The sequence below is a fragment of the Streptomyces morookaense genome (assembly GCF_013030945.1).
Taxonomy (GTDB): Bacteria; Actinomycetota; Actinomycetes; order Streptomycetales; family Streptomycetaceae; genus Streptomyces; species Streptomyces morookaensis.
On record NZ_JABBXF010000049.1, the window covers coordinates 48,275 to 71,879 of the forward strand.

Sequence of the window (23,605 nt, forward strand, 5' to 3'; positions counted from 1 at the left end):
AGACCTGCCCATGCCCGCAGACCAGCAGCTGGAGACCGTCGTGGACGCCTTCTCCCTGAGCCCGGCCGACCGTGAACTCCTGCCCACCGCCGAGGACGTGGACTTCTACCAGGAGCACGGCTGGTTCCTCACCCGGAAACTCCTCACCGACGCCGAGGTCGACGAACTCGTCGAGGCCAGCGAGCGGTTCTACGCCGGCCACCGCGACCGCACCCTGCCCACCCGCCCGCCGCGGCTCGCCTACTGGACGCCGGAGAAGGGCGACGTGCACCGGCACAACGACTACATCTTCTACGAGGACGCCACGATCCGGCGCATCCTGTCCAAGCCGGTCATCGCGGCGACGGCCGCACTGATCGCCCGCACCGACCAGATCCGCCTGTGGAACAGCACGCTGATCTACAAGCCGTCCGGCACCGCCGACGAACGCAACATCGTGCCCTGGCACTTCGACCGCCACTACTGGCAGACCTGCACCTCCGACAACATGCTCACCGCCTTCATCCCCTTCCACGACTGTGACGAGGAGATGGGCACCATCAGCATGGTCGACGGCAGCCACACCTGGAAGGAGACCGGCGCCAAGGACTCCACCACCCGGCACTTCGCCGACCGCGACCGCCTCGAACTCGAGGACATGCTGCAGGAGAACGCCGCCTTCAACGGCACCGAGGTGCGCAAGGTCCCCGTCGTCATCCCCAAGGGACACATCAGCTTCCACCACTGCCGCACCTACCACGGCAGCGGACTCAACACCAGCGGCCGCCCGCGCCGCGCCATCAGCCTCCACCTCCAGGACCGGGACAACGCCTGGCGCCCCTTCCCGCTGGCCGACGGCAGCAACGTCGTCTACAACAACGACGTGCTCGTCCGCCCGGACGCCGACGGCCACCCCGACTACACCGACCCGCAGTTCTGCCCGGTCCTGTGGGAAGGCCGGCTGTGACACCTCCCGCCCTGCCCCTCGATCTGCCCCTCGACGAACTCCACGGCTCGCTCGCCGATCCGCTGATGGAGGTCATGAACTTCCTCAACGAGATCACCCTGCGCCACCCCGACGCCATCTCCTTCGGCCCCGGACGCCCCTACGAGGGCTTCTTCGAAACCGGCAGCATCGCCGCCTACCTCGACGCCTGGACCCGCCACCTCACCGAGGACCTGGGCCGCACCCCCGACCAGGTGCGCACCAGCCTCTTCCAGTACGGCCGCACCAACGGCCAGATCCACGAACTGATCGCCCGCACCCTGCGCAACGACGAGAACATCGAGACCGACCCGGCCGCCGTGGTCGTCACCGTCGGCTGCCAGGAGGCCATGCTCATCACCCTGCGCGCCCTCTTCGCCGGCCCCTCCGACGTCCTGCTGGTCACCGACCCCGTCTACGTCGGCATCGCGGGCGCCGCCCGGCTGCTGGGCATCGAGACCGTACCCGTCGCCGAGGACGGGAACGGCATCAGCCCCGACGCACTGCTCGCCGCCGTACGCGCCGTACGGGCAGCCGGCAAACGTCCCCGCGCGCTGTACACCATCCCCGACTTCTCCAACCCCTCGGGCGCCAGCCTCCCATTGGAACGCCGCCACGAACTCCTCCGCATCGCCGAGGACGAGGACCTGCTCGTCCTCGAGGACAACCCCTACGGGTTCTTCACCCGCACCGGCACCATCCGCCCCACCCTCAAGGCACTCGACACCCGCGGCCGCGTCATCCACCTCGGCTCGTTCGCCAAGACCTGCTTCCCCGGCGCCCGCGTCGGCTATGTCATCGCCGACCAGACCGTCACCGGCCCCGACGGACGCCGCACCCTCCTCGCCGACGAACTGTCCAAAATCAAGAGCATGGTGACGGTCAACACCCCGACCCTCAGCCAGGCCCTCATCGGCGGCATGCTCCTCACCCACGACTGCCGCCTGCGCGAGGCCAACAAACAGGCCGTCGACTTCTACCGCACCAACCTCGACGTCCTCCTCGCCTCCCTGGACGAGCACTTCCCCCCGGCCGTCCGCGACCGCACCGGCATCCACTGGAACACCCCCGACGGCGGCTTCTTCCTCACCCTCACCCTGCCCTTCCCCGCGGACGACGCACTGCTGCGCCTCTCCGCGAGCGAGCACGGCGTGATCTGGACACCCATGCGCTACTTCCACACCGACCACGCCGGCGACAACCGGCTGCGCCTGTCGTGCAGTTACCTCTCACCCGACGACATCCGTGAGGGCGTCCGCAGACTGGCGGCACTGGTGGAGAGGCGGACCGCACCGTGAACGCCGTCCTCTACGCGGTGACGGTGGCCATCTGGGGCTCCACCTGGCTGGCCATCAAAGGCCAGTTGGGCGACGTCCACCCCACCCTCTCGGTCTTCTACCGCTTCGCCCTCGCCGCCGCGATCATGCTGGTGTACGCCCGGGCACGCGGACTGCCGCTCGCCTACCCCGCGCGCATGCACGCCCGGTTCGCCCTCATGGGCGCCCTGATGTTCTCGTCGAACTTCGTCCTCTTCTACTTCGCCGAACAACACCTGGCCACCGGACTGGTCTCCGTGGTGTTCGCCATGTCCCTCCTGGTGAACATCTGCTTCGCCCGGATCTTCTTCCGGCGCAGAGTCCCCGCCGTGGTCCTCGTCGGCGGCGCTCTCGGCCTCGCCGGCATCGTCACCGTCTTCTGGCCCGCCCTGACCGCCTTCGACCCCTCCTCCGGCGACGGCCTCGGCATCCTGCTGGCCTGCGCCGGAACCCTCGTGTTCTGCCTGGGCAACGTCGTGTCCGGCAAGGTCCAGGCAGCCGGCGTACCGGTCGTCCAGAGCACCGGCTGGGCGATGCTGTACGGAGCCGTGCTCATCGCCCCGTTCGCCGCGATCTTCGGCCACGGCACCCTGTACGAACCGACATGGAAGTACACCGGCTGCCTGGCCTATCTCGCCGTCATCGGCTCCGTCGTCGGCTTCGGCACCTACCTCACCCTGCTGGGCCGCATCGGCGGCGAACGGGCGGCCTACGCCACCGTCCTCTTCCCCGTCGTCTCACTGCTGCTGTCGACCGCCTTCGAGGACTTCACCTGGACCACGCAGGACGTCCTGGGCGTCGCCTGCATCCTCCTCGGCAACGCCGTCGCCCTGGCGGGCCCGGCCCTGCTGCGCCGGCGCGCGGAACGGTCACCTGCCGTGACGTGAGCGTCCGCTGCGAGGTGGTGGCCACCGGGTCGGTGTGTCGTCCAGGACGACCCGGCCGCATCGGCGTGTGCGGCCGGCCCGGCGCGGGGCGAGCCTCGCGCTAGCTCAGCGAGTAGGTCTGCGACGGCCCGGAGCCCGCCGGGCGTTCGTCGAGGTAGACGACCTTCAGCCGGGAGAAGTACGGCGCCTTTCCGGCCCGGTGCACCGGCCGGTACACCTCCACCTTCACCCGGAACGTGTGGAAGCGGCCGCCGGCGCAGTCCGGTACGCAGTCGTTGGCGACCTGCTCGCCCGTGCCGTGGGCGGCGCGGGCGGTCCACTCCTTCCAACGCAGCCCGCGCAGACCGTTGTTGCCGTCTGCGCAGGCCAGCATGTACTCGCGCGGTGCGATCTGATCGTGGCGCAAGCAGTCGACGAGGACTGGGGCCTTGCGGTGGGCAAGTTCTTCGGCGGTGCGCGAGGGGGAGACGTCGGAAGCGGAGGCGGGTGCCGCCGCGGCGGCGAGGAGAGCGGCAGCGGACACCAGAACACTGGGCAGGTGACGGCTGGAGGACATGAGCGGTGTCCCTTCAAACGTCGGGCAGGACTGGAGTGGTTCTTCCCGACCAGACCATTCACGCACCCGGACCGTTGCCCGATTCCAGGCCAAAAGGACGCACCGAGTCCGCCGCGCCGAGTGGTGGCCGGTTCTGCATGGTGGGGTTGAGGGGGCGTGCAACCCCTCAGGGGTGTGGAGTGTCTGGACGGGCACGGAGACGGCCGTCCCGAGCACATCCGACAACCGGCACCATGCGACTTGCGACTTCCACGGAGGACACAGTGAACCGTGCTGTACGTACCCGCATTGCGGGAGCTGCGCTGCTCGCCGCCGCCACGACCGTCACCACGCTGGTGGCGGGCAGCGGGACGGCCGTCGCCGCCCCGGCCCAGGCCGCTGCCGCGTACAACAAGGAGTGCGGCAGCGGATACCGGCAGGTCAACGAGCTCCCGATCCCGGGCCGCGGGACGGTGTTCCTGGCCTACAACGCCGCCACCGGCAAGAACTGTGTGGTCACCAAGCGGAACAGCCCGGCCGGTCAGCGGCTGTGGGTGGGCTCCTGGATCCAGCGCGACAACGACGTGAAGTCGAAGCAGGAGCAGTACGGCTTCTTCACGACGTACGCCGGACCGGTCTACCTGGAGGCCAAGGGCAAGTGCGTCGACTGGGGCGGCGAGATCGACGGCTATGTCGTGGCCCGCTACAAGACAAACTGCGCTGCCTTCGCGGCCACCGAGGGTCGGGCCCGCTGACCCGGGAGTGAACTGAAGGGGCGAGCGAGCGGTGGGCGGCGCGATGTACGGCCCTGCCTGTCGCTCCGCTCACCGCCGCCCGGCTACGCGCCCGATGCCGCAGGAAGATCGAGCGCGCCCCGTCAGCGACATCAGCGTGCGTTGAGTCGGGCGGCCTGACGCATCAGATGGTCGCGTTCGGCGAGGTTGGGCGCCTTGTGGGCCGCCTCGGCGTACAGCCGTGCCGCCGTTGCCAGGTCGCCGTCGCGCTCGTGGAGGTAGGCCGCCACCGCGGTGTGGCGGGGCAGCGAGTCGTCCAGTGCCGCGAGCGCGGCCAGACCGGCCCGCGGTCCGTCGGCCTCGCCGACGGCGACCGCACGGTTGAGCCGGACGACGGGGCTGTCGGTCAGACGCGTGAGCTCGTCGTACCACTCGACGATCTGCACCCAGTCGGTCTCCTCGGCGGTGGGCGCGTCGGCGTGGAGTGCCGCGATGGCGGCCTGGGCCTGGAACTCGCCCAGCCGGTCGCGGGCGAGGGCAGCCTGGAGGATCGCGACGCCCTCGGCGATCAGGCGCGTGTCCCACCGTCCGCGGTCCTGCTCGGCGAGCGGCACCAGGCTGCCGTCGGGCGCGGTCCGGGCGGCGCGCCGGGCGTGGTGGAGCAGCATGAGGGCGAGCAGGCCCGCCGCCTCGGGATGGTCGACGGCGGCCGCGAGCTGCCGGGTGAGCCGGATGGCCTCGGCGGCGAGGTCGACGTCGCCGGAGTAGCCCTCGTTGAAGACGAGGTAGAGGACGCGCAGCACGGTGGCGACGTCGCCGGGCCGGTCGAGGCGCACGCCGGAGACGGTGCGCTTGGCCCGGCTGATGCGTTGCGCCATGGTCGCCTCGGGTACCAGGTAGGCCTGGGCGATCTGGCGGGTGGTGAGCCCGCCGACGGCGCGCAGGGTGAGCGCGACCGCCGATGCCGGGGTCAGCGACGGGTGGGCGCACAGGAAGTAGAGCTGGAGCGTGTCGTCCACCGCGGGCGCCGGCCCGGGCGCCGGCTCCTCCTCGACGCGGTCCTCACGCCGGCGGCGGGCGGCGTCGGCCCGGGTCGCGTCGAGGAACTTGCGCCAGGCCACGGTGACGAGCCAGCCCTTGGCATCCCGCGGAGGGTCGGCCGGCCAGACGCGCAGTGCCTCGACCAGCGCGTCCTGCACGGCGTCCTCGGCCGCCGCGAAGTCGGCTCCGCGGCGGACCAGGACGGTGAGCACGCCCGGCGTGAGGCTCCTGAGCAGGACCTCGTCCACCGGTTACGTCATTCCGTGATGGTGGGCGGGCAGGCCAGGAACGGGCGCACCTCCAGCCACTCGTGGATCGGCTTGCCGCCCGCCCCCGGCGCGGCCGACAGCTCCCCGGCCAGCTGGACGGCGCGTTCGTGGCTGTCGACGTCGATGATCATCCAGCCGGCGATGAGGTCCTTGGTCTCGGCGAACGGTCCGTCGGTGACCGGCGGGCGCCCCTCACCGTCGTACCGCACCCACATCCCCTCCGGCGCGAGGGCCTGACCGTCGACGAACTCGCCGGTCTTCTCCAGCCGGGCCGCGAAGTCGTTCATGTACTGCACATGCGCCGAGATCTCCTCGGGGGTCCACCGGTCCATCGGCACGTTGTTGACCGGGGCCGGGGCGCCGCGGTAGTGCTTCAGCAGCAAGTACTTGGCCATCGTGTTTCTCCTCGGTGCTCGTGCGACCCATTGTGGCCGCGTGCACTCCGGGGACGGAGCCGGACGCGGGTTCTCGACATCGCCGTCCAAATTTTTTTCCGGGGCGCTCGCGGGGCCAGCGGGTGAGGCTGGACGCGGAGGCCCGGGCCACGCCGTTTCCGGCCGTGGCCCGGCCTGCCATGGCTCAGGGACGGTGGAACGTCACCTCCGGGTAGGCCGGGGACGGACCGTCGAGCAGCTGTTGCCGCTCGCCCTTCAGATGCTGGTCGAAGAAGGCCGTCACATAGGCGCGGGTGATCTGCTCGCCGCGCAGGCCGGAGGTGCCGGGCCCGGGGATGCCCACCTGCTCGGCGAGGACGCCGAGGTCGGTGAAGCTCATGTGGTTCGTGCCGGCGACGGTGATCCAGCGCTTCCAGCCGTCGAGCCGGGACCATCCCTTCGTCCAGGAGTCGTCCTCGTGGCCGCCCGGCAGGGGGTGGCCCACCATGAGGAACGGCCGCCCGCCGAGTCCGGATCCGGGGACGGGGTCGACGAAGGTGCCGTCCAGGTCGACCCCGGCGCGCACCCGCTTGTCGGCCGCCATCGTGGAGGCACTGGCCGCGCCGCCTATGGAGTGGCCGGCCATGCCGATCCGCTGCTTGTCGACGAGGCGGGCGTACCGCCAGGCCGGGTGATGGCGGGTCAGTTCGTCGAGGACGAAGGAGGCGTCCTCCGCCCGGCTGCGGGCGATGTCCCCCGGATCCTTCGGCATATGGCCGCAGAGGGTGCAGGGCAGGGTCTTCCCGTCGGGGAAGGTCTCGCCGGCGTTCTCGTAGGTGTGGTCGACGAGCGCGACGACGTACCCGTGGCTGGTGAGTTCCGTGGCGAGGCCGGTGAGGGTGGCGCGCTGCATGCCGAAGCCGGGGGAGAGCACGACCAGCGGGAACCGCCCGTGCTCCGGGCGGGCGCCGCTCCGCGCCCAGGTGCGGGTGTCGCTCAACACCTCGGGTGAGATCTTGACTTGCGGCACTTTCTCCAGCAGGCCCCGGGCCTCTTCGGTGGTCATGTAGGGGGCCGGTGTGCCGGTGCGCGGTGCGGCGGGGTAGTACATCGACACCATGAGCTGCCGGGGCCCGGCCGACGGGACCCAGGGGTCCCGGCGGCTGTTGTCCACGAGGTGCAGCACCTCACGGCCGACGGCGTGCGTTCCGGTGGGCCGGGGGAGCGCCAGGTGCGTGGCGGTGGCCGCGACGGGGGCGGGCCGGGGCGCGGCGGATGCCACCCCGGCGATGGGCAGCGGCAGGACGAGCGCGAGTACGGCGGTGGCCATGGCCGTGCGACGGAATCTTGTCATGCACGGAACGCTAGGCCGTGATCCCGGGGGTCGCGTCAGCCGCCGGGGCTACTCGCATGTCAGCCCTCGGGAGGAGAAGTGGCCCGCCGTGCAGGGTGGTTGGGCTGCTGTCGAGCTGCGGGTGTACGGGGAACAGCCGGTACGGGGGCGGCACAACAACAGGCCGCCCCCTCACCAGCGCATCGGCGCATCAGGGCATCAACGCATCAGCGCCCCGCCATTGATGTCGTATGTTGCGCCGGTGATGAACCCTGAGTCCGGGCCGACCAGATGACGCACCAGAAGGGCAATCTCCTCCGGCCTCGCGATACGGCCCACCGGCACCTGCGCGATGAGACCCGCGAGGGCCTCCCGGCCGATCCCGCGAACCATCGGGGTGTCGAACATGGCGGGCGCGACGGTGTTCACCGTCACCCCGTACGGCGCGAGTTCGGCAGCGAATGCCCGGGTCAGAGCGGTCAGTGCGGCCTTGGACGCGCCGTAGGCGGCGCCGGTGGGCCGGGCGATCTGCCCCGCGAGCGAGGCCATGTTCACCACGCGGCCCCAGCCGCGCGCCCGCATGTCCGTGGCCACGGTCCGCGTGAGGAAGAACGCGGCACGGACATTGACCTCGAAGACCTGGTCCCACTCGGCCGCCGTGGTCTCCCACAAGGACTTCGGCAGGGCCCGCGCGGCGTTGTTGACCAGGATGTCCGCGGGCCCGAACCGCTCCCGCCCGCACCGGTACGCGCACTCCACCGCCTCCAGGTCGGTCAGGTCGACATGGACGGGCAGGACCAGGGCGTCGCCGGGGTCGATCTCCGCGGCCGTCGCGCGGTTGCGCGCCTCGTCCACATCCCACGACAGCACCCGCACGCCCGCGTCGTACATGACCCGCACCACGGTGGCCCCAAGTCCTTGGGCGCCACCGGTGACCAGGGCGGTGCGCCCGGCCAGTTGTCCGCGGTACGCGGCCGGGGCGACGGCACCTGTGTCCCCGCGCATCAGCAGTTGCCGAACATCAGCGGGCGGCCGACCCGGGCATCGATCCGCAGATACCGCCAGAGCCGGTGCGAGCCGATCCGCGTCTCGCGCAACAGGTCGACGACACGCACGGCTGCGGCCAAGTCCGGGGCGTCCGCGAGGATATAGCTGATCCACTCCCCGGCCGCACCGGTCTGCAGCCGGTCATCGTCCAGGGTGCCGAGGACGCGCACGCCGAAGCGCTCACCCAGGTCGTCGAAGGCCCGCAGAATCGCGGGGTGCACAGCCGACCGCTCGTCCTCAGAGGCGTCGAAATAGGTCTGGGTGACCCCCAGTCGGAACAACACGCGCAACGGCCCTTCGACGGCCGGCTCGGCGGCGGGGAAAGCGGACGGAGAGGAATGTGCGGTCATAGACAGCTCCGCATGCGGTCGGCAATGCGGTCTCGTCGAACGGCCCACGGGACCGCTCGGGCCCAGCCTGTGCGCCAACCCGCCGGCCGAGGAAGGCCGGCCTTGTTCCTGGTAACGGCTGTACCAGTAACAAAGCGGGCGGGCGATGCGATACTCGGGGGCCATGGCACGACCGACACCGCACACCACCCTGGGCATGTTCCTCGCAGCACGGCGAGCGGCCGTGGCACCGCACGAGGTGGGGCTGCCCGCTGTGGGCAGCCCCTGCCGGGTGCCCGGCCTGCGCCGCGAGGAGGTCGCCCTGCTTGCCGAGGTGAGCGTCGAGTACTACACCCGCTTGGAACCGGAACAGGGCCGGGTCTCCGGCGCCTCGCCCGCCGTCCTTGCCGCTGTGGCCCGCGCGCTGCGCCTCGACGCCGACGAGACGGCCTATGTGCACCGACTCGGCAGTACCCGCAGCAGCCGCAGTAACCGCAGCACCGCAGCGAAGGCGGCGGACCGGCATCGTCCCCGGACGTGACGCCCACGCTGGTGCACCCCGCACGAGGGAGCTGCTCGACAGCCTCACAGGCAGCCCGGCCGTCCTGCTCGACCGGAGCATGGACATCCTGGCGTGGAACCCCCTGGCAGCCGCCCTGTTCCTCGACTTCGGCTCGGTGCCCGCGCAGCACCGCAACCACCTGCGCCTGGTGTTCCTCGACCACCAGGTGCGGAAGCTGTACCGCGACTGGGAGCACACGGCCGGCAAATGCGTCGCCCGGCTGCGGATGGAAGCCGCCCACGAGCCCCGCGCCCCGCGCCTCATCGCGCTCGTCGACGAACTCGGCGCACGCGACGACGACTTCCGCCGGTATTGGGCCCGCCATGACGTCCGCTCGATCACGTACGGCCGCAATCACTTCGTACACCCGCTCGCCGGACTCCTGACCCTGGACTGGCAGGCCCTTCAGGTAGCCATGGCCCCGAAGCAGACCCTCATCGTCTACACACCACCGCCGGAGGACGCCGACAGCCGTGCCGGCCTCGAATTCCTGGCCTCGTGGTCAAGGACTCCCGTCAGGGGCAGTGTTCCTGACCGGCACTGAAGCGGACCTCGACAAGTCACCGCGAGGTACGCCCTGAAGATCAGTAACCACACACTTTCGAGGGACAGCACTGCCCGCGGCACCTGGCTAGCATTCTCACCAATCACCGGCTCGTGCAATTGCATATGGGAATCGGTGATCAAGGTCTGGATGCCATCGGCTCATCCAGGCCGGCCACGAGACATGCATCCAGGGAGAGGAAGCGAGGTCAGTGCATGGTGTTTGACAACGGCGTGCCCGCCGCCGGCATCTCGGGAGTTGAGTGGATCAAGAGCAGGGCCAGTATGGGGGGCGGCAACTGCGTGGAGCTTGCCAAGCTCCCCAACGGGGCTGTGGCTATGCGTAATTCACGCCACCCCGAGGGGCCGGCCCTGGTGTACACCCGCGAGGAGGTGGCAGCCTTCCTCGACGGGGCCAAGAAGAACGAGTTCGACCACTTGATGTCCTGACGCCCTAGGCTCAGGCCAAAGGTTGGTCCGGAGGGCATCCGGACTGCATGCTGACGGCTGTAGTCTGCGTCGGCCTCAACAGGAGTCTGGATGCCCGCCGTTCGACAGCCGGAAGAGCCGGCACCTGCTCCGGTGATCGCGATGAAACGCGACCCCAAACAGGCCGCGGCAGCACGCCTGCTGGGTGACCGGCTCAGGTCCCTCCGCCAGGAACGTGGCCTGGGTCTGAAGGAGGTGGCGCAGGTCATCCGCGGATCAGTGTCCAAGATGAGCAGGCTCGAGCGGGGCGAAAGCCCGCCCAAGGACCGCGACGTCCAGGACCTTCTGCGGTACTACGGCGTCTCGGGCGAACTCGAGCGAGAGATCGAGGGCCTGGTCCAGCAGACGCGCAACGAGGAGTGGTGGCAGCAATATGCCGACGTCACCCCCGACTTCCTCAAGCGGCTGATCCGCCTCGAAGGATCAGCCGCAAGAATCTACGCCTACGAGACGCATGTCGTCCCCGGCCTCCTGCAGACCGAGGCGTACGCGCGTGTCCTGGTCGCGGCCGCCATGCCCGGCGCATCGGCCGACGTCATCGACAAACGCGTGCGGTTGCGGATCGGACGGCAGTGCATGCTCAAGAACCCGCGCCCTGCAGTGGTCGCTCTTCTCGACGAGCACGTTCTCCGCCGACCGGTCGGCGGGCCCGAAGTCATGTACGAACAGCTTGTCTACCTTCGGAACGTCGCCGGCCTCGATCACATCAACATCCGCATCGTCGAGTTCGACCGCGGAGGCCACGTCGCCCCCGGCTTCCCGATCACGCACCTGTACTTCGACGACGGCGGGCCGTCGGAGCTCGTCTACGTGGAGCACCTCAACAACGCCACATACCTGACGCGGCCGAAAGAGATCGACCAGTATCGCAGCGTACTCAACGAGTTGAGCCGCGTCGCCGCTCCCAGAGAGGACAGCATTCGCCTCCTCTCCGAGGCGATCGACCGGTTCGGCGAGCGTCTTTCCTGAGGGGCCCGATTCCTACAGTCTGGCGAGCCCGCCCCACCCGACCGGGCCGGCGCCCCGCCGCGCGTGCGGCGGGGGAGAGGAGTCCGGACGCCAGTCGACGACATCGACGAGCCCCGGCTCCAGGATCCGCAGGCCGTCGAAGAAGGACCGGACCTCGCTGCGTTCGCGGACGCGCCCCCAGGCGCCGCCCGTACTGTGGTTCATCAGCTCCGTGACCTCCCGCCTGACCTCGGGATCATCACTGACAAGCTGGCAGATGACCACGAAGTTGCCCGGCCCCAGCGTCATCAGCCGTGCGGCCACCCGTCGGACGAGGCCTGCGGGACCGCCCCGGCCGTCGTTGTCACCGAGGCAGTCCAGAACGGAGACGAAAAGCGCTGCGGTGGGCCGACCGCGTCGGATGAGCCGACGCGCCTGTGCGTGTTCGAAGACGGCCTCGGTGTCACGGACATCGGCTTCGATGACGGCAGTGTTCGCGTTCTCCTCCAGCGTAGTACGGCCGTACGCCGCAACAACGGGATCGTTGTCGATGTAGACGACACGGCAGTCCGCGTTGACGCGCTGGGCAATTTGGTGCACATTGTCCCCGGCGGGCAGGCCGGCCCCATGATCGATGAACTGTTCCACCCCGTACCCTTCGGCCAGCACCCTGACCATGCGCCCGAGAAAGGCGCGGTTGTTCCGGGCGACAACCTGCGAGTTGGGCGCGATGTCCAGCAGCCTGGCGCAGGCTCGTCTGTCCGAGATGTAGTTCTCCACTCCACCTAATAACCAGTCGTACATGCGTGCAACACTTGGCGTATGCACATCAATGGGTTGAGTTTGGCTTTTCTCTCCGCGAACCATCCCGTTCCTCTCTGGCTGCAGTCGGCCTCGCTCCAGCGGAAGTTCCCATGGTAGGGAGCGCCCGTCGGCCTGTGGAGTCGCCCGATCGAGGGGCCGCAGAACGCGTAGTGAATTCCCTCGGCACCGCGGAGAAAACCAGAAGCGTGCAGAGGCGCACGAGACGAGCAGTGGCGTTGGCCGACACGGCGGACGGCCAGGAGGAGTCCCGGTGGGGGGCCAACTGCGGCATGGACGACGGCCCAAGGTGCCCTACGGCCACCAGCCCCCCGATTCAGCAGGCCGGTCCGGAATCCACGTCGGCATCCGAAGAGCTGGCGATGCGGGCGTAGTCCAGGTCTTCCCACAGCCCCCGGACAACTTCTGGGTCCGCTGCGAGTCCCGATACCAATGAGGCAGTTGTGCGCCAGTCGGGCAGATGGGCCCCGGACAGGATGTCGGTGACAACAACGGCCGGCAGTCCGGAGGAACGGCCCAACGCCTCCGGCGGAGGGCAGCCGGCCGCCAGGTGCAGGCCGCGCAGCGCCTGTTGCAGTTTCGTCCCGGCATCGCGGGAGGACAGCCGCGATGCACGTCTCATGCCGTGCACGGCTTCCCAGACGATCCGTGTCTCCTCCGGGTTGCCGCCCAGGATGGTGGTGAGCATGTGAGTGACCGGCCACGAAGGCGCGAAGTCGCCGTCGAGGATCCGGCACAGTTCATCGAGGGCGAGGTCGGCCTGCCGTGCGGTGTCGTGCACGGTGACTCCCGACCGCTCCCGCAGGACCGCGAATGCCTCCCCGAGGGCCCGAGGCCGTATCAGCGCCTGGGGAGTTGGCCGGCGCACCGTCTCGCCTGCGTCTGTCCGTTCCCCTACGGTGAGTTCGTCCTGGGCGGACGCCCGGAACTCGGCAAGGTCCCGAGTGAGCCGGGGAGCGTTCCAGCGCGCCCGGGCCGAGGCCTCGCTCGTTCCGGTTGCGACGCTGATGTCCTGCCACGACGCACCGGCAAGTCGGGCTCCGTGTACTGCGGCACCGGCATACCAGCGAATGGCGCACGTGATCTGCTCGGCGAGTGCAAGGCGAGTCGTCAGGGGCTCGAGGCGATCCTCGGCAACTTCCAGATGCTGCACCAGAAGGCGCAGCCTGCGGGCTACCAGGAACCCGGAGGGCAACACGTCAGGGGCAGCGCCCTGACGTCGGCTGCGGTCCCGGTCACGTTGGGCACGTTGTCTGCACTGTGCATTGCAGTACTCCCGCGGTCGTCCGGCTGCGCGCTCGAGTCCGATGCCCTTCCCGCAGAACCCGCAGGCGCGCGACCGGCTCAGCGCAGTCATCCGGAACCTCCGAAAAATCCCCAGGGCGGGGGAGGGGCGGGTGCTTCCCGTGCAGCGGAATACGTGTGGTGAGGACCAAGGTGGGCGGCAGCATGCGCTGCCGCCCACGCGCGAAGTCACCCCCGGCTGATGCGCAGCAGCGGGACCGCGGTGTCACCCGACGGCATCGAGGCTGTCCCCAGCAGGTGGAGCACATACTCCGGGTGCGGGATCCCGCTGACGAGCCACGAGATGGCGAGGGCCATCCCTACAACGGGCTGCGGGTACAGGGAGATGTGCCACGTCCGTGCCGTTGGGTGTTTCGCATCGGCAGGGCGAGGCATGCTTGACTTGAAGGGGACCGAGGACGCGGTGATGCGCCCCCGGTTCTTTCGCATGGCCATAAATGATCCTTTCGTTGGAGGTGTTGGCCATCGAGAAGCGACCCCGGGGTGCCCACCCGGGGTCGCTTTGTTTACGGCTGGCAGGTCAGTTTTCGCTGCCGACCCACGACAATAGCGCTTCGTTGCTGAGTGGTTGCGCCTCTTCGGGCGGGCATGAAGATCACTCTCTTCATGCAAACAGGAAACCCGTGCAAGTGCTGCGTTCACAGGTTGACGTGGCAGTCAAGCGGTATGCGCCCACCAGGACAAGGGGTGTTAACTTTCGATTGAAGTGAGACGGATTCTGACAGGTTTGAGCGGGGCAACAGACCGTCTGGAGAGCGGACTTGCGCGCATGGTTGAAATTCGCTGCCGGATCACACTTCAGTCAAAGGGTCAACCGAATGGTGAGGGTCTGAGGAAATTCACTCTGGCGGGTGATGAAACGAGGGAATGGAATGTCGATTCCACTCGCATCTGCACGTGCGGATGCAAAAAATAGCAAATTGCTTCAGTGAATGCGATGCGCTGAAGTGCCGACCTGCCACCGCCCAGGCTGCACGGAGGCGCTCTCGAACATGATGTCAGGCCTTTGCTGAGGGTGGCGCCCCAACTCCCGCGTCCTGCGAGGTGGCACACTCCAGCGGAGGCCTGTGTGCGTAACGGACGGAACCGCCGTACCAGGCCCCCCGCCGCACAATCAGCCGAGGTGAACCAGGACATCCGGCGTGATCAACGCATGAGCGCCGACCGTGCCGTTGGCGACCTGGGTGACCCGCAGCTGGACGGCGAGGCCGGCGACCACGATCGCCTCCGGGGTTCCGATGCCGAGCCGCCGGGCCAGGAAGTCCACCGCCTGGTCGGCGGCGTCCTGGACGGCCTCGTCCAGCCCCTGGCCCAGGCCGAGGAAGATCTCGCCCGCCGGGGTGCTGGCCTGCGGGCGCGCCGGGGCCGGGCCGGGGAGCAGCCGGAAGGTCAGCGATACCTCGTCCATCGGGCATTCCAGCGCGGTGGAGGCCAACTCGCCGTCGCCCTGCACCGCATGGCCGTCGCCGACCGAGAAGAGCGCTCCGTCCACCTCGACCGGCAGCCGCAGCCGGGAGCCGGGCACGAGCTCCCGGCAGTCCAGGTTGCCGCCCACCCGGCGCGGATGGCGGGTCTCGTGCGGACCGGGCGCGGCCGGGGCGTTGCCCAGCACTCCCATGAAGGGGCGCAGCGGGAGCGTGAGCCCCAGCCCGTGCGCATCGCGGGCCAGCCCGGCAGCCGTGTCGAGCCGCCAGCCGATCAGCACCTCGCGCCCGGCGTTGAGCCCGCGGCGCAGCCGCTGCTCGCGCGGGCCGGCCGCGGTCCACCCCCAACTGCCCGGCCGGACGGTGTTGATCTCGACCTCCAGGACGTTCCCCGGGTGCGCCCCGCGGACGCGCACCGGCCCGCACAGGGCGTGCCCGATCCAGGGCTTCGGCCGAGGAGCGAACCCCGGGAGACCGAACAGCCGCTCCCCGTTCTCTCCCCAACTGCCGTCCAGTGTACGGAAGATGACAGTGTCCCCGGGATCGATCTCCAGCACCGGCGGCAGGGAGCGGTCGAACTGGCCGTGCACGGTTCCGGGTTCGGGGGAGAGGTGGTGGACCGCGGGCATGCGAGACCTTTCGCCAGGCCGAGAACGTCAACTGTTTGTTGAACTTGCGCGGACTGCAACGTAGGCAGCAGCCCGAGAGGTGTCAACGGCGGTGCGGCGGACGGCCGTCGGACACGGCGGCCGAACCACCTGGGGGCCGGATTCGGCCATCCGTCGACTTCACGACAGACCCGAACCAAGGCCCGCCCATTCATTTGCCAATCGTTGACGCACCGTTGTGACAGATGCGAGGGTTGGTCCCGCACCCGAGATCAACAGTTTGTTGAAAACGGTGATGCCGTTGCCCGGGTGCGCTTCCTACGAACCGGGGGCGTGCAGACACGTTGGACACCACACCGACACCGCAATACCGCATCAATGACGAACTCGCCTTCACCTGGATCGGGCACGGAACCTGGCTGATCCGCACCGCGACCGGAAAGCGGCTGCTGATCGACCCCTGGGTGACCGGGAATCCGGCCGCGCCCGAGCACGTCAAAACCATCGACCGAATCGACCTGATGGCCATCACCCACGGCCACGTGGACCACGTCAGCGACGCCGCGGACCTCGCCACCGCGCACCGGCCCACCGTGCTCTGCCCGATGGAGCTCGGCAAGTGGCTGGTGAGACAGGGCGTGGACGAGGACTCCGTCGTCGGGTTCAACAAGGGCGGCACCGTGCAGCGGCACGGGATCACCTTCACCATGGTCCACGCCGAGCACTCCTCCTCGACCCCCGACGGGACCTACACCGGCAACCCGGTCGGGTACGTGATCACCTTCGAGAACGGCTTCCGCGCCTACTTCTCCGGCGACACCGACGTCTTCGGCGACATGGCGCTGATCCGCGAACTCGAGGCCCCGGACGTGGCGTTCATCCCGATCGGCGACTTCTACACCATGGGCCCGCGGCGCGCGGCAAAGGCCGTGGAGCTGCTCGGGGTGAAGACCGTGGTGCCGCAGCACTACGGCACCCGGGAGATGCACACCGGCCGCCCGCACCAACTGCGCGCGCTGGTGGCCTCCGACGTCACCGTCGTCGAGGCACGTCCCGGGCAGACCATCTGACGACGTCGGCGAGACCGCGCTGACGACCACCCGCCGACCCGACCAACCGCTCCCCCCTGCCTCAGCACCTCAGCACCTCAGATCAGCCCCACCAGAGAGCGATCCGAGAACGAGAAAGAGGAACACCATGGGAACCTTCGCCATTGACCAGGCGGAGCGCGAGCTCTACGCGATTCGCCGCGGAGGCGAGGACATCCTCAAGCACGCCAACTATGTGCTCGGCCCCGAAGTCGATCTGCTCGAAGGCCACCTGGCCAAGGATTTCGGCACCCGGCACGCCGTCGGGTGCAACTCCGGCTTCGGCGCGCACCTGCTGTCCCTGCTGGCCCTCGGCATCGGGCCACTGCCCGGTGACACGGTACTGGTCAGCGCCTTCTCCCCGGCCAGCTTCGCCGGAGCGGTGCTGCGCCGCGCCGCCACCGTCAAACTCGCCGACGTCGCCCCGGGCGATGTGCACCTGGCCGCGGACGGAGTACAAGGCGCGGCCCGCGAGGTGCAGGCCATCGTCGTGCACCATCTGTTCGGCGCCGCGGCCGACATGCCGGCGATCCTGAAGGCCGCCGAGGACACCCCGATCATGGAGGTGGCCAGCTACTCGCTCGGCGCCGCCATCGACGGAAAGCGAGTCGGCACCTTCGGCACGATCGGCACCGCCGACCTGCGCGAGAAGACCTCGCTCGGCGCGTACGGCGACGCCGGCCTGATCCTCACCGACGACGATGCCACCGCGAGCCGGCTGCGCGAGATCCGCCGCGAGACCGGCTGCTCGGAGGTCTTCACCGGGATCACCGCGGGCAACTTCCACATGGACACGCTGCACGCCGCGATCCTCCTGCACAAGCTGGAGTTCCGGGCCGCCGAAGCCCGGCAACGGGCCCTGGTCGGCAAGGCGTTCCTGGACGCACTCGCCTCGGCGGGCGTCACCGAGCTGACCGTCCCGGCCAACCGCCAGGAGGTCACCCGCCTGGTGGTGCTCGCCGAGCAGCGGGACGAACTGGCCCGCCAGCTCAACAGCCGCACCGTCAAGGCCCGGCCCTGGTGGCCGGTGCCGATCCACCTCCAGCCGGGCTTCCGCGAACTCGGCTACGCCCGGGGCGACTTCCCCAACGCCGAGGACGTGGCCGCACGCAGCCTGGAGATCCCGCTTCCACAGAGCGCCGCCGAGGCCGAGCATGTCGCCGGGCTGGTCGCGGAGTTCTACGGCCACCGGTAAGCCGACCGGGGGGCGGCGGAACGCCGGGCCGCCGCCCCCGCCCCGGACTCCCCACCGGACCCGACGCACCGCACGCCGCACACCGCAAGGAGCCCCGCCCGCCCGGCCCGCCCGAACCCCGTCCCGGAGACCACCGCGTGCCCACCCCGACCCCGCCCCCCTCCGCTCCCCACCGCCGCCACCTCATACTCGGCATCTGCTGCTGCAGCCTGCTGATGGTCAGCCTCGACAACACCGTCCTCAACGTCGCCCTGCCCGACATGAAACGGGACCTGCACGCCTCCGTGCCGTCCCTGCAATGGACCATCGACGCCTACCTGATCGTGCTGGCCGCACTGCTGATGCTGTCCGGCTCCCTGGCCGACCGGTTCGGCCGCCGCCGGGTCTTCCAGATCGGCCTCGGCCTGTTCACCGCCGGCTCACTGCTCTGCGCCGCCGCCCCGGACCAGGGCTGGCTGGTGGCCTTCCGGATCGTGCAGGCGGTCGGCGGTTCGATGCTCAACCCGGTGGCGATGTCCATCATCACCAACGTCTTCACCGAGCAACGGGACCGGGCCCGGGCCATCGGGGTGTGGAGCACGGTACAGGGCGTGAGCATGGCGGCCGGACCGGCGATCGGCGGCCTGCTCGTGGACGCCGCGGGCTGGCGGTCCATCTTCTACATCAACGTGCCGATCGGGATCTCCGCGCTGCTGCTGGCCGCGCGGTTCGTGCCGGAATCCCGGGCGGAACACCCGCGCCGGGTGGACCCGGTGGGCCAACTGCTGGTCATCGCGCTGCTCGGGACGCTGGTGTACGCCATCATCGAGGCCCCGACCGCCGGACCGACCTCACCGGGGATCCTGGGCTGCGCGACGGTTGCGGCCGCCGCGTTGGTACTGCTGGTCTGGTACGAGGCCCGGCACCGGGAACCGCTGATCGACCCGCGGCTGTTCCGCCAGCCGCAGTTCGCCGGGGCGGTGGTCGCGGCGATCGGCGCCTTCGCCGCGCTGGGCGGCTTCCTCTTCCTCACCGCGCTCTACCTCCAGGACGCACGCGGCTTCTCCGCCCTGCGCACCGGCGTATACCTGCTGCCGATGGCCGTGATGACGATCGTCTGCCCGCCGCTGTCGGGGCGGCTGGTGGGCAGTCGGGGACCGCGCATTCCGCTGCTGCTCTCCGGTACGGCGGTGCTGGCCTGCGGGCTGCTGTCGGCACTGCGGCCGGTACATGCCGGGGCGGTCTCGCTGTTCGCCGGGTTCGTCCTGTTCGGCATCGGCTTCGGGCTGGTCAACGTGCCGGTGACGAACGCAGCGGTCTCCGGGATGCCGCGCGCCCAGGCCGGCGTGGCGGCGGCGGTGGCCTCGACCAGCCGACAGGTCGGGCAGGCCCTCGGGGTGGCGGTGATCGGCGCGGTCTACGCCCAGGCCCAGCACTCGGGAGCGGGCCAGGTGGCGGCCTTCCGGCCGGGCTGGTGGGTGGTGGCGGTCTGCGGGGCGCTGGTCCTGCTGGTGGGAGCGGTGGCCACGGGCCGGCCCCGGACGGAGCCCGCGGCCGAGGCCACCTTGCCCACCGGGGCACGGCGCTGAACCGGCGGCACGGACAGCGTGAACTCCGCGACTCAACGGGCCTGTGCGAGAAAGGCGGTGACCACGGCGGCGAACTGCTGCGGTGCATCGTGGTGCACGACGTGGCCGGCGGCCAGTTCGACCAGGCCGGCCTGACCACCGTGCCGGTCGACCATCTCCCGGGCATGATCGGCCGCCAGCTCGTCGCTGCGGGTTCCACGGACGAGCAGGGTGGGGCAGGACAGCGATGTCCAGTCGTCCCAGTGATCGCCGTTGAGCGCCTTCTGGGACATCACGGTGTCATCGATGCCGAAGGAGAACCCCCACCCCTGGCTCCCGGACCGGAACGAGCATTCCAGGTAGGGCGCCGTCGCGCCCAGAGCCGCGACCAGCGGCTGTCGGGACGGCGCGGGAGAGGGAAGACGCGTGGTGAACGACCAGTCGCAGTCGACCACCGCGCCGATGTCCTCCACGATCAGCTCGCTGACCTTGTCCGGGTGCCGGGCGGCGAACTGGTAGGCGTTCACCCCGCCCAGTGAGTGACCCAGCACCGGCACGGGGCCGAGCCCCAGATGCCGGTGGAAGGCGACGACATCGGCTATGTAGTCGTCCCGCTCGTAACGGGTGGCACGGTCGGACTCTCCATGACCGCGCTGATCGAGCGCGATCACCCGCCACCGCGGCGTCAGCGCCTGCGCCAGCGAGGTGAACACCGCCGCTTCGCTGTAATGCCCGTGCAGGGCCATCAGCGGCCTCCCCGGGCCACCGAAATCCAGATACGACAGCTTCCGCCCATCTGCCATGAAGGATTCACGCATGACGCGGATCTCAGGAGCCGTTGCCCTTCGGCTGCGAGGCCGCGCCCGAGTCCCTCGATCGCGGCGTTGCGGGCCACGTAGGCGGGGGGCGGCCCGGGAGACGGACGCCAGCGGCGCCGGACATCAGCACGATGGAGGCGTTGGCCGCCAGTTTCGCAGCCGCGAGTTTGACGGCGTGGTACTGCCCCCAGAACTTCGATACGAAGGGACTGGCTGCCTGGCTGTCGGTCAACTCCCGCATGGGGCCGACCTGGTAGGAGGCGGCCGGGGCGAAGAGGTGGTCGGTGTGGTCGATGTTCTCGAAGAAGGCGGCCGGCGACTCCTGGTCGCATGATAGCGCGCCCCCCCCCCGCCGCTCCACTGGATGCGGTGCATGGTCAACTGCCCTGGCCCCCGCCCCCACTTGTCCTGTGCGAGCATGGCGGGGGCCCGGCGGTGCTGCTGGGCCATGCCCCCGGCAGGGTTTCCTGTGTGTCAGAGCATGAGCAGCACTCGTGTGTTGGGTATGAGCTTGCGGTTCACACTGGTGCTCTGCACGAAGATGGTGAAGTCGTCGTTGTGGTCCGGGGTGACGCGGACTTCTGTGTCCGGCAGACCGAGCAGGGCTCGCGCCTCGGGTCCCGTGTACACCCGGTCGGTCTTCTTCTCCAGCACTGCGATCTGTTTCTTAGCCTGGATTTTCTCGGACTTGTTCAGCTGGTAGAACGCGCTGCCGGTGCGGTAGGTGTGTCCGCATTCGATGACCCACTCCCGGATCGCTGCCTCACGCGTCACGGGGATCAGCTGGTACTCCGAGGGGTCCACAGGGGTGAGACCGGCTGCTTCGATCGTGTCCTTGTTGACGGCCTGTGCGCCCGTCGAGAAGACCGTCCGCGATCCGCGGATGCCCTGGGTGCGACCCACCATGAATTTTTCGGTGGCCTGCTGGATGACCTGTCCGGCCTCTTCCAGGCCTTGTGTACTGGTGGCGTCCCAGATGGCGATGTTGTCTTTCGGGAAGCCGCACTGCATGGCCTCGCGCTTGCCCATCTGGTCCGGGACGAGGACGGCCAGCGTCCAGTTGTCCTGCTGCGTCGCGATCATCTTGGCCACGGCCTCGACCAGTTCCCGAGGATCCGCGGCGGGGGCATCCGGGCAGCGGTGGCTCGCGTTCTCCTGTCCGTCGGTGAGTATGAACGTCAAGAAGCTGTGGTCGCCGTACAGTTGAGCCGTCTGTGCCAGCTCCCGCTGTGATTTCAGCGCGGCTGCCAGCAAGGCCGTCATTCCGCCGGCACGGTACAGCTGCTGCAGGGACGGCATGCGCAGCACGTCCTTGTCGTAGATGACGCACTCCGCCTTGTCCGCGAACACGTACACCGTGACGCGGGTCTCCTGATCCAGTTCCCTGGACCGCCGGGCGAGGTAGGCGATCTGCTGGTCGGCGACATCGACGACCTTGCGGCTCAGGTGCGACATGGACGAACTGGCGTCCAAGACAAGGGCAACGTGATTGATGTAGTTCTGGTGTCCGGACATGGCGGCTCCCCCTCGTTCCGGTCCTTCCGGTTCGTTGGTCCTACCGTCTCACCCACCACTGACAATCGGTCTCCCCTCCCGGCCGGGAGGGGATAAGGAGCCTGGTCAGGGGTACAGCCGGGCAGGTCGCAGTACGGGATCCCGGGGCTGCACGGCCCGGCCCCTGCCCAACTGTGCCCGCGTTCCGGCAGGGTCGGCTTGGCGCGGCGGCCTTGGCCTGATCCATGACGGCGACCTTGCCGCCTCCGTGACCTGCTGCTGCGAGCACAGCCGTACTCCATCTCCCGTCTCCGAGAGGCCTCTTCACCCCCTGTGCGTATGCTCTCCCCCGAAGACCCGCTCCTCACGGCCGTCCGTAACGGTGACGCCAAGGCAGTGGCCGCCCTGCTCCAGGAGGAGTACGGCACCACTCACGCGCGCGGCCCGCACGTCGCAGCCGCCCTGCGCCTGGCCGTGGATGCCCTCGATCACCGGGTCCTCGATGCCCTGCTGAAGCTGGCCGATCCCGACGCGCTGGACCTGGACGGCAACGACGCAGACGGCCGCACGCTCCTGCTGCGTGCTGTCGACCGCGGCGCCCACGACATCGCCACCGCCCTGCACTTCGCCGGGGCCGACCCCCGGGTCGTGGACGGCGAGGGCCGCGACGCCCTCGCGCTGGCCCGCCACCGGCACACGACCGGCACTGGAGCGGGGGTATACCGGCGGACCGTTCGCGACGGTAACGGCGACATCTGCCGTGAGGCGGTGATCGGCGGGCAGACTGTCCGCGACGGCCACACCGCGATCCTCACCCACCTGGAGCGGTGCTGCGGAATTGTCACGCCGTTCGCCGAACTGCTGGACCGCGCCATGGCCGAGCCCGAAGTCGACCACCCGGTGTGGGGAGCGGCCGTCGTCGCGGCCGCTGGGCGCAACGGCCCGGCACTGACGTCCTGCTGGGACGCGGCAGCTGCTCTTCGGCACCACTCCGATCCGCTGGCACGCTACTTCGGCGCGGACGTGCTGCGCTGCATCAACCTCTGCGACGAAAGCGGCGAAGACGAGGAGTCCCCTTTCGACACCCCGCTCGTAGACCTCTTCCTCCCCTGGGTGGAGCAGGAGGAGGACCCTCGCGTGATGTGGCCCCTGACCGCCGGCCTGGCCGACGCGATGGACCCCCGCGCCGAGAGGCCGCTGCCCGCCCTCACCCGCTACCCCGACGCCCAAGTCCGGTCCTGGGCAGTCGGCGGCCTGCAGTGGCAGGTCCAACAGGCGAACCCCGACGCCCTGGCCGCCGTCCTGGCGTGCACCCGGGATGCGGACGCCCAGGTCCGGGAAGCGGCCTGCCGGGCTCTGCTTCGGGCCCGGGCGGACGATCCCGCCCCCTGCGATGCCTTGGCGGCGTGCCTCTCCGACCCCGAGGAGGCCGTACGGATCACGGCCGCGGTGCAACTGGCTCTGCGCGACGACCATCGCGGGGACGCACTGCTGGACGCCCTCGACGGCACCGTCGACCGGATATCGCCGTACTACTGGCCGCTGCACGACGTGTGGCGCCACCGCCAGGACCGTTGAGCCAGGACCAGCGATGAGCCGCCAAAGGCGAGGGATCCGAGGGCACCGGCGGACGGCCTGGAGCACGGCCCACGACAAGACAGGAACAAATACTGGATCTCGTCGTCGAAATGCGTCTCGAACCGGGCCACATACCGGGGTCTTCGCCGGATGCCGAGGCGGCCTTCGTCCTGCGCAGGCGGCGGCAACGCCTGCTCCCAGGTCGCTCTGACCACCGGCGGCACGCCCATCCTCGGGGATGGAGGCGACTTTGCCGGTAATGGCTCCTGTAGCCTGCCGCTGCGCCGAGCGCACCGACAACGGCCCGTGTGGGAAATCGTGCTCCACGCGCAGGGGATTTCAAGGTAATTTCATC

The 23,605-nt window shown here is 69.5% G+C and carries 25 protein-coding genes; 12 read left to right on the plus strand and 13 right to left on the minus strand.

Features of this window, described 5'->3' with window-relative positions; all coding sequences use genetic code 11:
* Positions 1 to 10 precede the first annotated feature (10 nt).
* The 3 genes from HG542_RS21645 to HG542_RS35975 are packed head-to-tail and all read left to right on the plus strand — an operon-like array spanning position 11 to position 3,167.
* A complete protein-coding gene (locus tag HG542_RS21645; protein ID WP_171083963.1) occupies positions 11 to 946 on the plus strand; it encodes a phytanoyl-CoA dioxygenase family protein in 936 nt (311 codons plus the stop codon).
* Positions 943 to 2,262, plus strand: a complete 1,320-nt coding sequence (locus tag HG542_RS21650; protein ID WP_373313185.1) for an aminotransferase-like domain-containing protein — start codon at positions 943 to 945, stop codon at positions 2,260 to 2,262. Before HG542_RS21645 ends, HG542_RS21650 begins: the two co-directional genes overlap by 4 nt.
* Positions 2,259 to 3,167 (plus strand): DMT family transporter, encoded by a 909-nt coding sequence (locus HG542_RS35975; RefSeq protein ID WP_171083965.1) that lies wholly within the window; start codon positions 2,259 to 2,261, stop codon positions 3,165 to 3,167. The genes HG542_RS21650 and HG542_RS35975 overlap by 4 nt, the downstream gene beginning before the upstream one ends.
* A gap of 100 nt (positions 3,168 to 3,267) precedes the next feature.
* Here HG542_RS35975 and HG542_RS21660 read toward each other — a convergent pair whose 3' ends face one another.
* Complete coding sequence (locus HG542_RS21660) at positions 3,268 to 3,723, minus strand: hypothetical protein (RefSeq protein ID WP_171083967.1); 456 nt, start codon at positions 3,721 to 3,723, stop codon at positions 3,268 to 3,270.
* A gap of 263 nt (positions 3,724 to 3,986) precedes the next feature.
* Here HG542_RS21660 and HG542_RS21665 point away from each other — a divergent pair, with 263 nt between their 5' ends.
* The gene (locus tag HG542_RS21665; protein ID WP_176606814.1) at positions 3,987 to 4,457 is read left to right on the plus strand and encodes a spore-associated protein A; all 471 of its coding nucleotides are present in this window, start codon (positions 3,987 to 3,989) and stop codon (positions 4,455 to 4,457) included.
* Between the two features lie 131 nt (positions 4,458 to 4,588).
* On the opposite strand, the gene HG542_RS21670 is transcribed toward HG542_RS21665, so the two are convergent.
* The 5 genes from HG542_RS21670 to HG542_RS21690 form a co-directional block, all read right to left on the minus strand.
* Positions 4,589 to 5,725 carry an RNA polymerase sigma factor gene (locus HG542_RS21670; RefSeq protein ID WP_171083969.1) on the minus strand — a complete coding sequence of 379 codons (1,137 nt, stop codon included), beginning with the start codon at positions 5,723 to 5,725 and terminating at the stop codon, positions 4,589 to 4,591.
* Between the two features lie 8 nt (positions 5,726 to 5,733).
* Positions 5,734 to 6,141 carry a YciI family protein gene (locus tag HG542_RS21675; RefSeq protein WP_171083971.1) on the minus strand — a complete coding sequence of 136 codons (408 nt, stop codon included), beginning with the start codon at positions 6,139 to 6,141 and terminating at the stop codon, positions 5,734 to 5,736.
* A gap of 184 nt (positions 6,142 to 6,325) precedes the next feature.
* Entirely contained in the window at positions 6,326 to 7,474 is a 1,149-nt protein-coding gene (locus HG542_RS21680; RefSeq protein WP_171083973.1) for an alpha/beta hydrolase family protein, read from the minus strand.
* 198 nt (positions 7,475 to 7,672) lie between these two features.
* The gene (locus tag HG542_RS21685; RefSeq protein WP_171083975.1) at positions 7,673 to 8,458 is read right to left on the minus strand and encodes an SDR family NAD(P)-dependent oxidoreductase; all 786 of its coding nucleotides are present in this window, start codon (positions 8,456 to 8,458) and stop codon (positions 7,673 to 7,675) included.
* The gene (locus HG542_RS21690) at positions 8,458 to 8,784 is read right to left on the minus strand and encodes a hypothetical protein (RefSeq protein WP_308699108.1); all 327 of its coding nucleotides are present in this window, start codon (positions 8,782 to 8,784) and stop codon (positions 8,458 to 8,460) included. Before HG542_RS21690 ends, HG542_RS21685 begins: the two co-directional genes overlap by 1 nt.
* A 229-nt stretch (positions 8,785 to 9,013) precedes the next feature.
* On the opposite strand from HG542_RS21690, the gene HG542_RS35320 reads away from it, so the two are divergent.
* The 4 genes from HG542_RS35320 to HG542_RS21705 all read left to right on the plus strand — a co-directional run bounded on the left by HG542_RS35320 (position 9,014) and on the right by HG542_RS21705 (position 11,392).
* Positions 9,014 to 9,370, plus strand: coding sequence for a helix-turn-helix domain-containing protein (locus tag HG542_RS35320; RefSeq protein ID WP_229922787.1), 357 nt, complete (start codon positions 9,014 to 9,016; stop codon positions 9,368 to 9,370).
* Complete coding sequence (locus tag HG542_RS21695) at positions 9,282 to 9,935, plus strand: MmyB family transcriptional regulator (RefSeq protein WP_229922786.1); 654 nt, start codon at positions 9,282 to 9,284, stop codon at positions 9,933 to 9,935. The genes HG542_RS35320 and HG542_RS21695 overlap by 89 nt, the downstream gene beginning before the upstream one ends.
* A gap of 215 nt (positions 9,936 to 10,150) precedes the next feature.
* On the plus strand, positions 10,151 to 10,384 hold the full coding sequence (locus tag HG542_RS21700) for a DUF397 domain-containing protein (protein WP_171083980.1): 234 nt from the start codon (positions 10,151 to 10,153) through the stop codon (positions 10,382 to 10,384).
* Between the two features lie 90 nt (positions 10,385 to 10,474).
* Positions 10,475 to 11,392, plus strand: coding sequence for a helix-turn-helix domain-containing protein (locus tag HG542_RS21705; RefSeq protein WP_171083982.1), 918 nt, complete (start codon positions 10,475 to 10,477; stop codon positions 11,390 to 11,392).
* A gap of 12 nt (positions 11,393 to 11,404) precedes the next feature.
* Here the strand turns inward: HG542_RS21705 and HG542_RS21710 are convergent, their stop codons facing one another.
* From HG542_RS21710 to HG542_RS21720, 4 genes are all read right to left on the minus strand, one after another.
* Positions 11,405 to 12,238, minus strand: a complete 834-nt coding sequence (locus HG542_RS21710) for an SAM-dependent methyltransferase (RefSeq protein ID WP_171083984.1) — start codon at positions 12,236 to 12,238, stop codon at positions 11,405 to 11,407.
* A gap of 271 nt (positions 12,239 to 12,509) precedes the next feature.
* The gene (locus tag HG542_RS21715) at positions 12,510 to 13,346 is read right to left on the minus strand and encodes a helix-turn-helix domain-containing protein (protein ID WP_171083986.1); all 837 of its coding nucleotides are present in this window, start codon (positions 13,344 to 13,346) and stop codon (positions 12,510 to 12,512) included.
* A 320-nt stretch (positions 13,347 to 13,666) separates the two neighbouring features.
* Positions 13,667 to 13,795 (minus strand): hypothetical protein, encoded by a 129-nt coding sequence (locus HG542_RS35325; protein WP_255316061.1) that lies wholly within the window; start codon positions 13,793 to 13,795, stop codon positions 13,667 to 13,669.
* Between the two features lie 817 nt (positions 13,796 to 14,612).
* On the minus strand, positions 14,613 to 15,551 hold the full coding sequence (locus HG542_RS21720; RefSeq protein ID WP_171083988.1) for an acetamidase/formamidase family protein: 939 nt from the start codon (positions 15,549 to 15,551) through the stop codon (positions 14,613 to 14,615).
* Positions 15,552 to 15,874: 323 nt separating this feature from the next.
* Between HG542_RS21720 and HG542_RS21725 the strand changes: the two genes are divergently transcribed.
* The 3 genes from HG542_RS21725 (at position 15,875) to HG542_RS21735 (ending at position 19,381) form a co-directional block, all read left to right on the plus strand.
* Positions 15,875 to 16,600, plus strand: coding sequence for a metal-dependent hydrolase (locus HG542_RS21725; RefSeq protein WP_176606815.1), 726 nt, complete (start codon positions 15,875 to 15,877; stop codon positions 16,598 to 16,600).
* Positions 16,601 to 16,727: 127 nt separating this feature from the next.
* Positions 16,728 to 17,813: a DegT/DnrJ/EryC1/StrS family aminotransferase gene (locus HG542_RS21730; protein ID WP_171083990.1), complete on the plus strand. Its 1,086-nt coding sequence runs from the start codon at positions 16,728 to 16,730 to the stop codon at positions 17,811 to 17,813.
* Positions 17,814 to 17,950: 137 nt separating this feature from the next.
* Complete coding sequence (locus HG542_RS21735) at positions 17,951 to 19,381, plus strand: MFS transporter (protein WP_268256428.1); 1,431 nt, start codon at positions 17,951 to 17,953, stop codon at positions 19,379 to 19,381.
* Between the two features lie 32 nt (positions 19,382 to 19,413).
* Here HG542_RS21735 and HG542_RS21740 read toward each other — a convergent pair whose 3' ends face one another.
* From HG542_RS21740 to HG542_RS21750, 3 genes are all read right to left on the minus strand, one after another.
* Positions 19,414 to 20,106, minus strand: coding sequence for an alpha/beta fold hydrolase (locus tag HG542_RS21740; RefSeq protein ID WP_229922785.1), 693 nt, complete (start codon positions 20,104 to 20,106; stop codon positions 19,414 to 19,416).
* Positions 20,107 to 20,188: 82 nt separating this feature from the next.
* Positions 20,189 to 20,539, minus strand: coding sequence for a Rossmann-fold NAD(P)-binding domain-containing protein (locus HG542_RS21745; RefSeq protein ID WP_218039068.1), 351 nt, complete (start codon positions 20,537 to 20,539; stop codon positions 20,189 to 20,191).
* A 113-nt stretch (positions 20,540 to 20,652) separates the two neighbouring features.
* Positions 20,653 to 21,693 (minus strand): vWA domain-containing protein, encoded by a 1,041-nt coding sequence (locus tag HG542_RS21750; protein WP_171083994.1) that lies wholly within the window; start codon positions 21,691 to 21,693, stop codon positions 20,653 to 20,655.
* A gap of 318 nt (positions 21,694 to 22,011) precedes the next feature.
* Between HG542_RS21750 and HG542_RS21755 the strand changes: the two genes are divergently transcribed.
* Positions 22,012 to 23,250: a HEAT repeat domain-containing protein gene (locus tag HG542_RS21755; RefSeq protein WP_171083995.1), complete on the plus strand. Its 1,239-nt coding sequence runs from the start codon at positions 22,012 to 22,014 to the stop codon at positions 23,248 to 23,250.
* The last annotated feature ends 355 nt before the right edge of the window (positions 23,251 to 23,605 follow it).

Bases quoted from the DNA above. Each gene is read 5' to 3' on its own strand.
- HG542_RS21660 (WP_171083967.1), bottom strand. From the start codon at position 3,723: ATGTCCTCCAGCCGTCACCTGCCCAGTGTTCTGGTGTCCGCTGCCGCT.
- HG542_RS21695 (WP_229922786.1), top strand. From the start codon at position 9,282: ATGTGCACCGACTCGGCAGTACCCGCAGCAGCCGCAGTAACCGCAGCA.
- HG542_RS21700 (WP_171083980.1), top strand. From the start codon at position 10,151: ATGGTGTTTGACAACGGCGTGCCCGCCGCCGGCATCTCGGGAGTTGAG.
- HG542_RS21705 (WP_171083982.1), top strand. From the start codon at position 10,475: ATGCCCGCCGTTCGACAGCCGGAAGAGCCGGCACCTGCTCCGGTGATC.
- HG542_RS21730 (WP_171083990.1), top strand. From the start codon at position 16,728: ATGGGAACCTTCGCCATTGACCAGGCGGAGCGCGAGCTCTACGCGATT.
- HG542_RS21720 (WP_171083988.1), bottom strand. From the start codon at position 15,551: ATGCCCGCGGTCCACCACCTCTCCCCCGAACCCGGAACCGTGCACGGC.
- HG542_RS35325 (WP_255316061.1), bottom strand. From the start codon at position 13,795: ATGGCCCTCGCCATCTCGTGGCTCGTCAGCGGGATCCCGCACCCGGAG.
- HG542_RS21710 (WP_171083984.1), bottom strand. From the start codon at position 12,238: ATGGTTCGCGGAGAGAAAAGCCAAACTCAACCCATTGATGTGCATACG.
- HG542_RS21680 (WP_171083973.1), bottom strand. From the start codon at position 7,474: ATGACAAGATTCCGTCGCACGGCCATGGCCACCGCCGTACTCGCGCTC.
- HG542_RS21740 (WP_229922785.1), bottom strand. From the start codon at position 20,106: ATGGCCCTGCACGGGCATTACAGCGAAGCGGCGGTGTTCACCTCGCTG.
- HG542_RS21750 (WP_171083994.1), bottom strand. From the start codon at position 21,693: ATGTCCGGACACCAGAACTACATCAATCACGTTGCCCTTGTCTTGGAC.
- HG542_RS35320 (WP_229922787.1), top strand. From the start codon at position 9,014: ATGGCACGACCGACACCGCACACCACCCTGGGCATGTTCCTCGCAGCA.
- HG542_RS21755 (WP_171083995.1), top strand. From the start codon at position 22,012: ATGCTCTCCCCCGAAGACCCGCTCCTCACGGCCGTCCGTAACGGTGAC.
- HG542_RS21675 (WP_171083971.1), bottom strand. From the start codon at position 6,141: ATGGCCAAGTACTTGCTGCTGAAGCACTACCGCGGCGCCCCGGCCCCG.
- HG542_RS21685 (WP_171083975.1), bottom strand. From the start codon at position 8,458: ATGCGCGGGGACACAGGTGCCGTCGCCCCGGCCGCGTACCGCGGACAA.
- HG542_RS21645 (WP_171083963.1), top strand. From the start codon at position 11: ATGCCCGCAGACCAGCAGCTGGAGACCGTCGTGGACGCCTTCTCCCTG.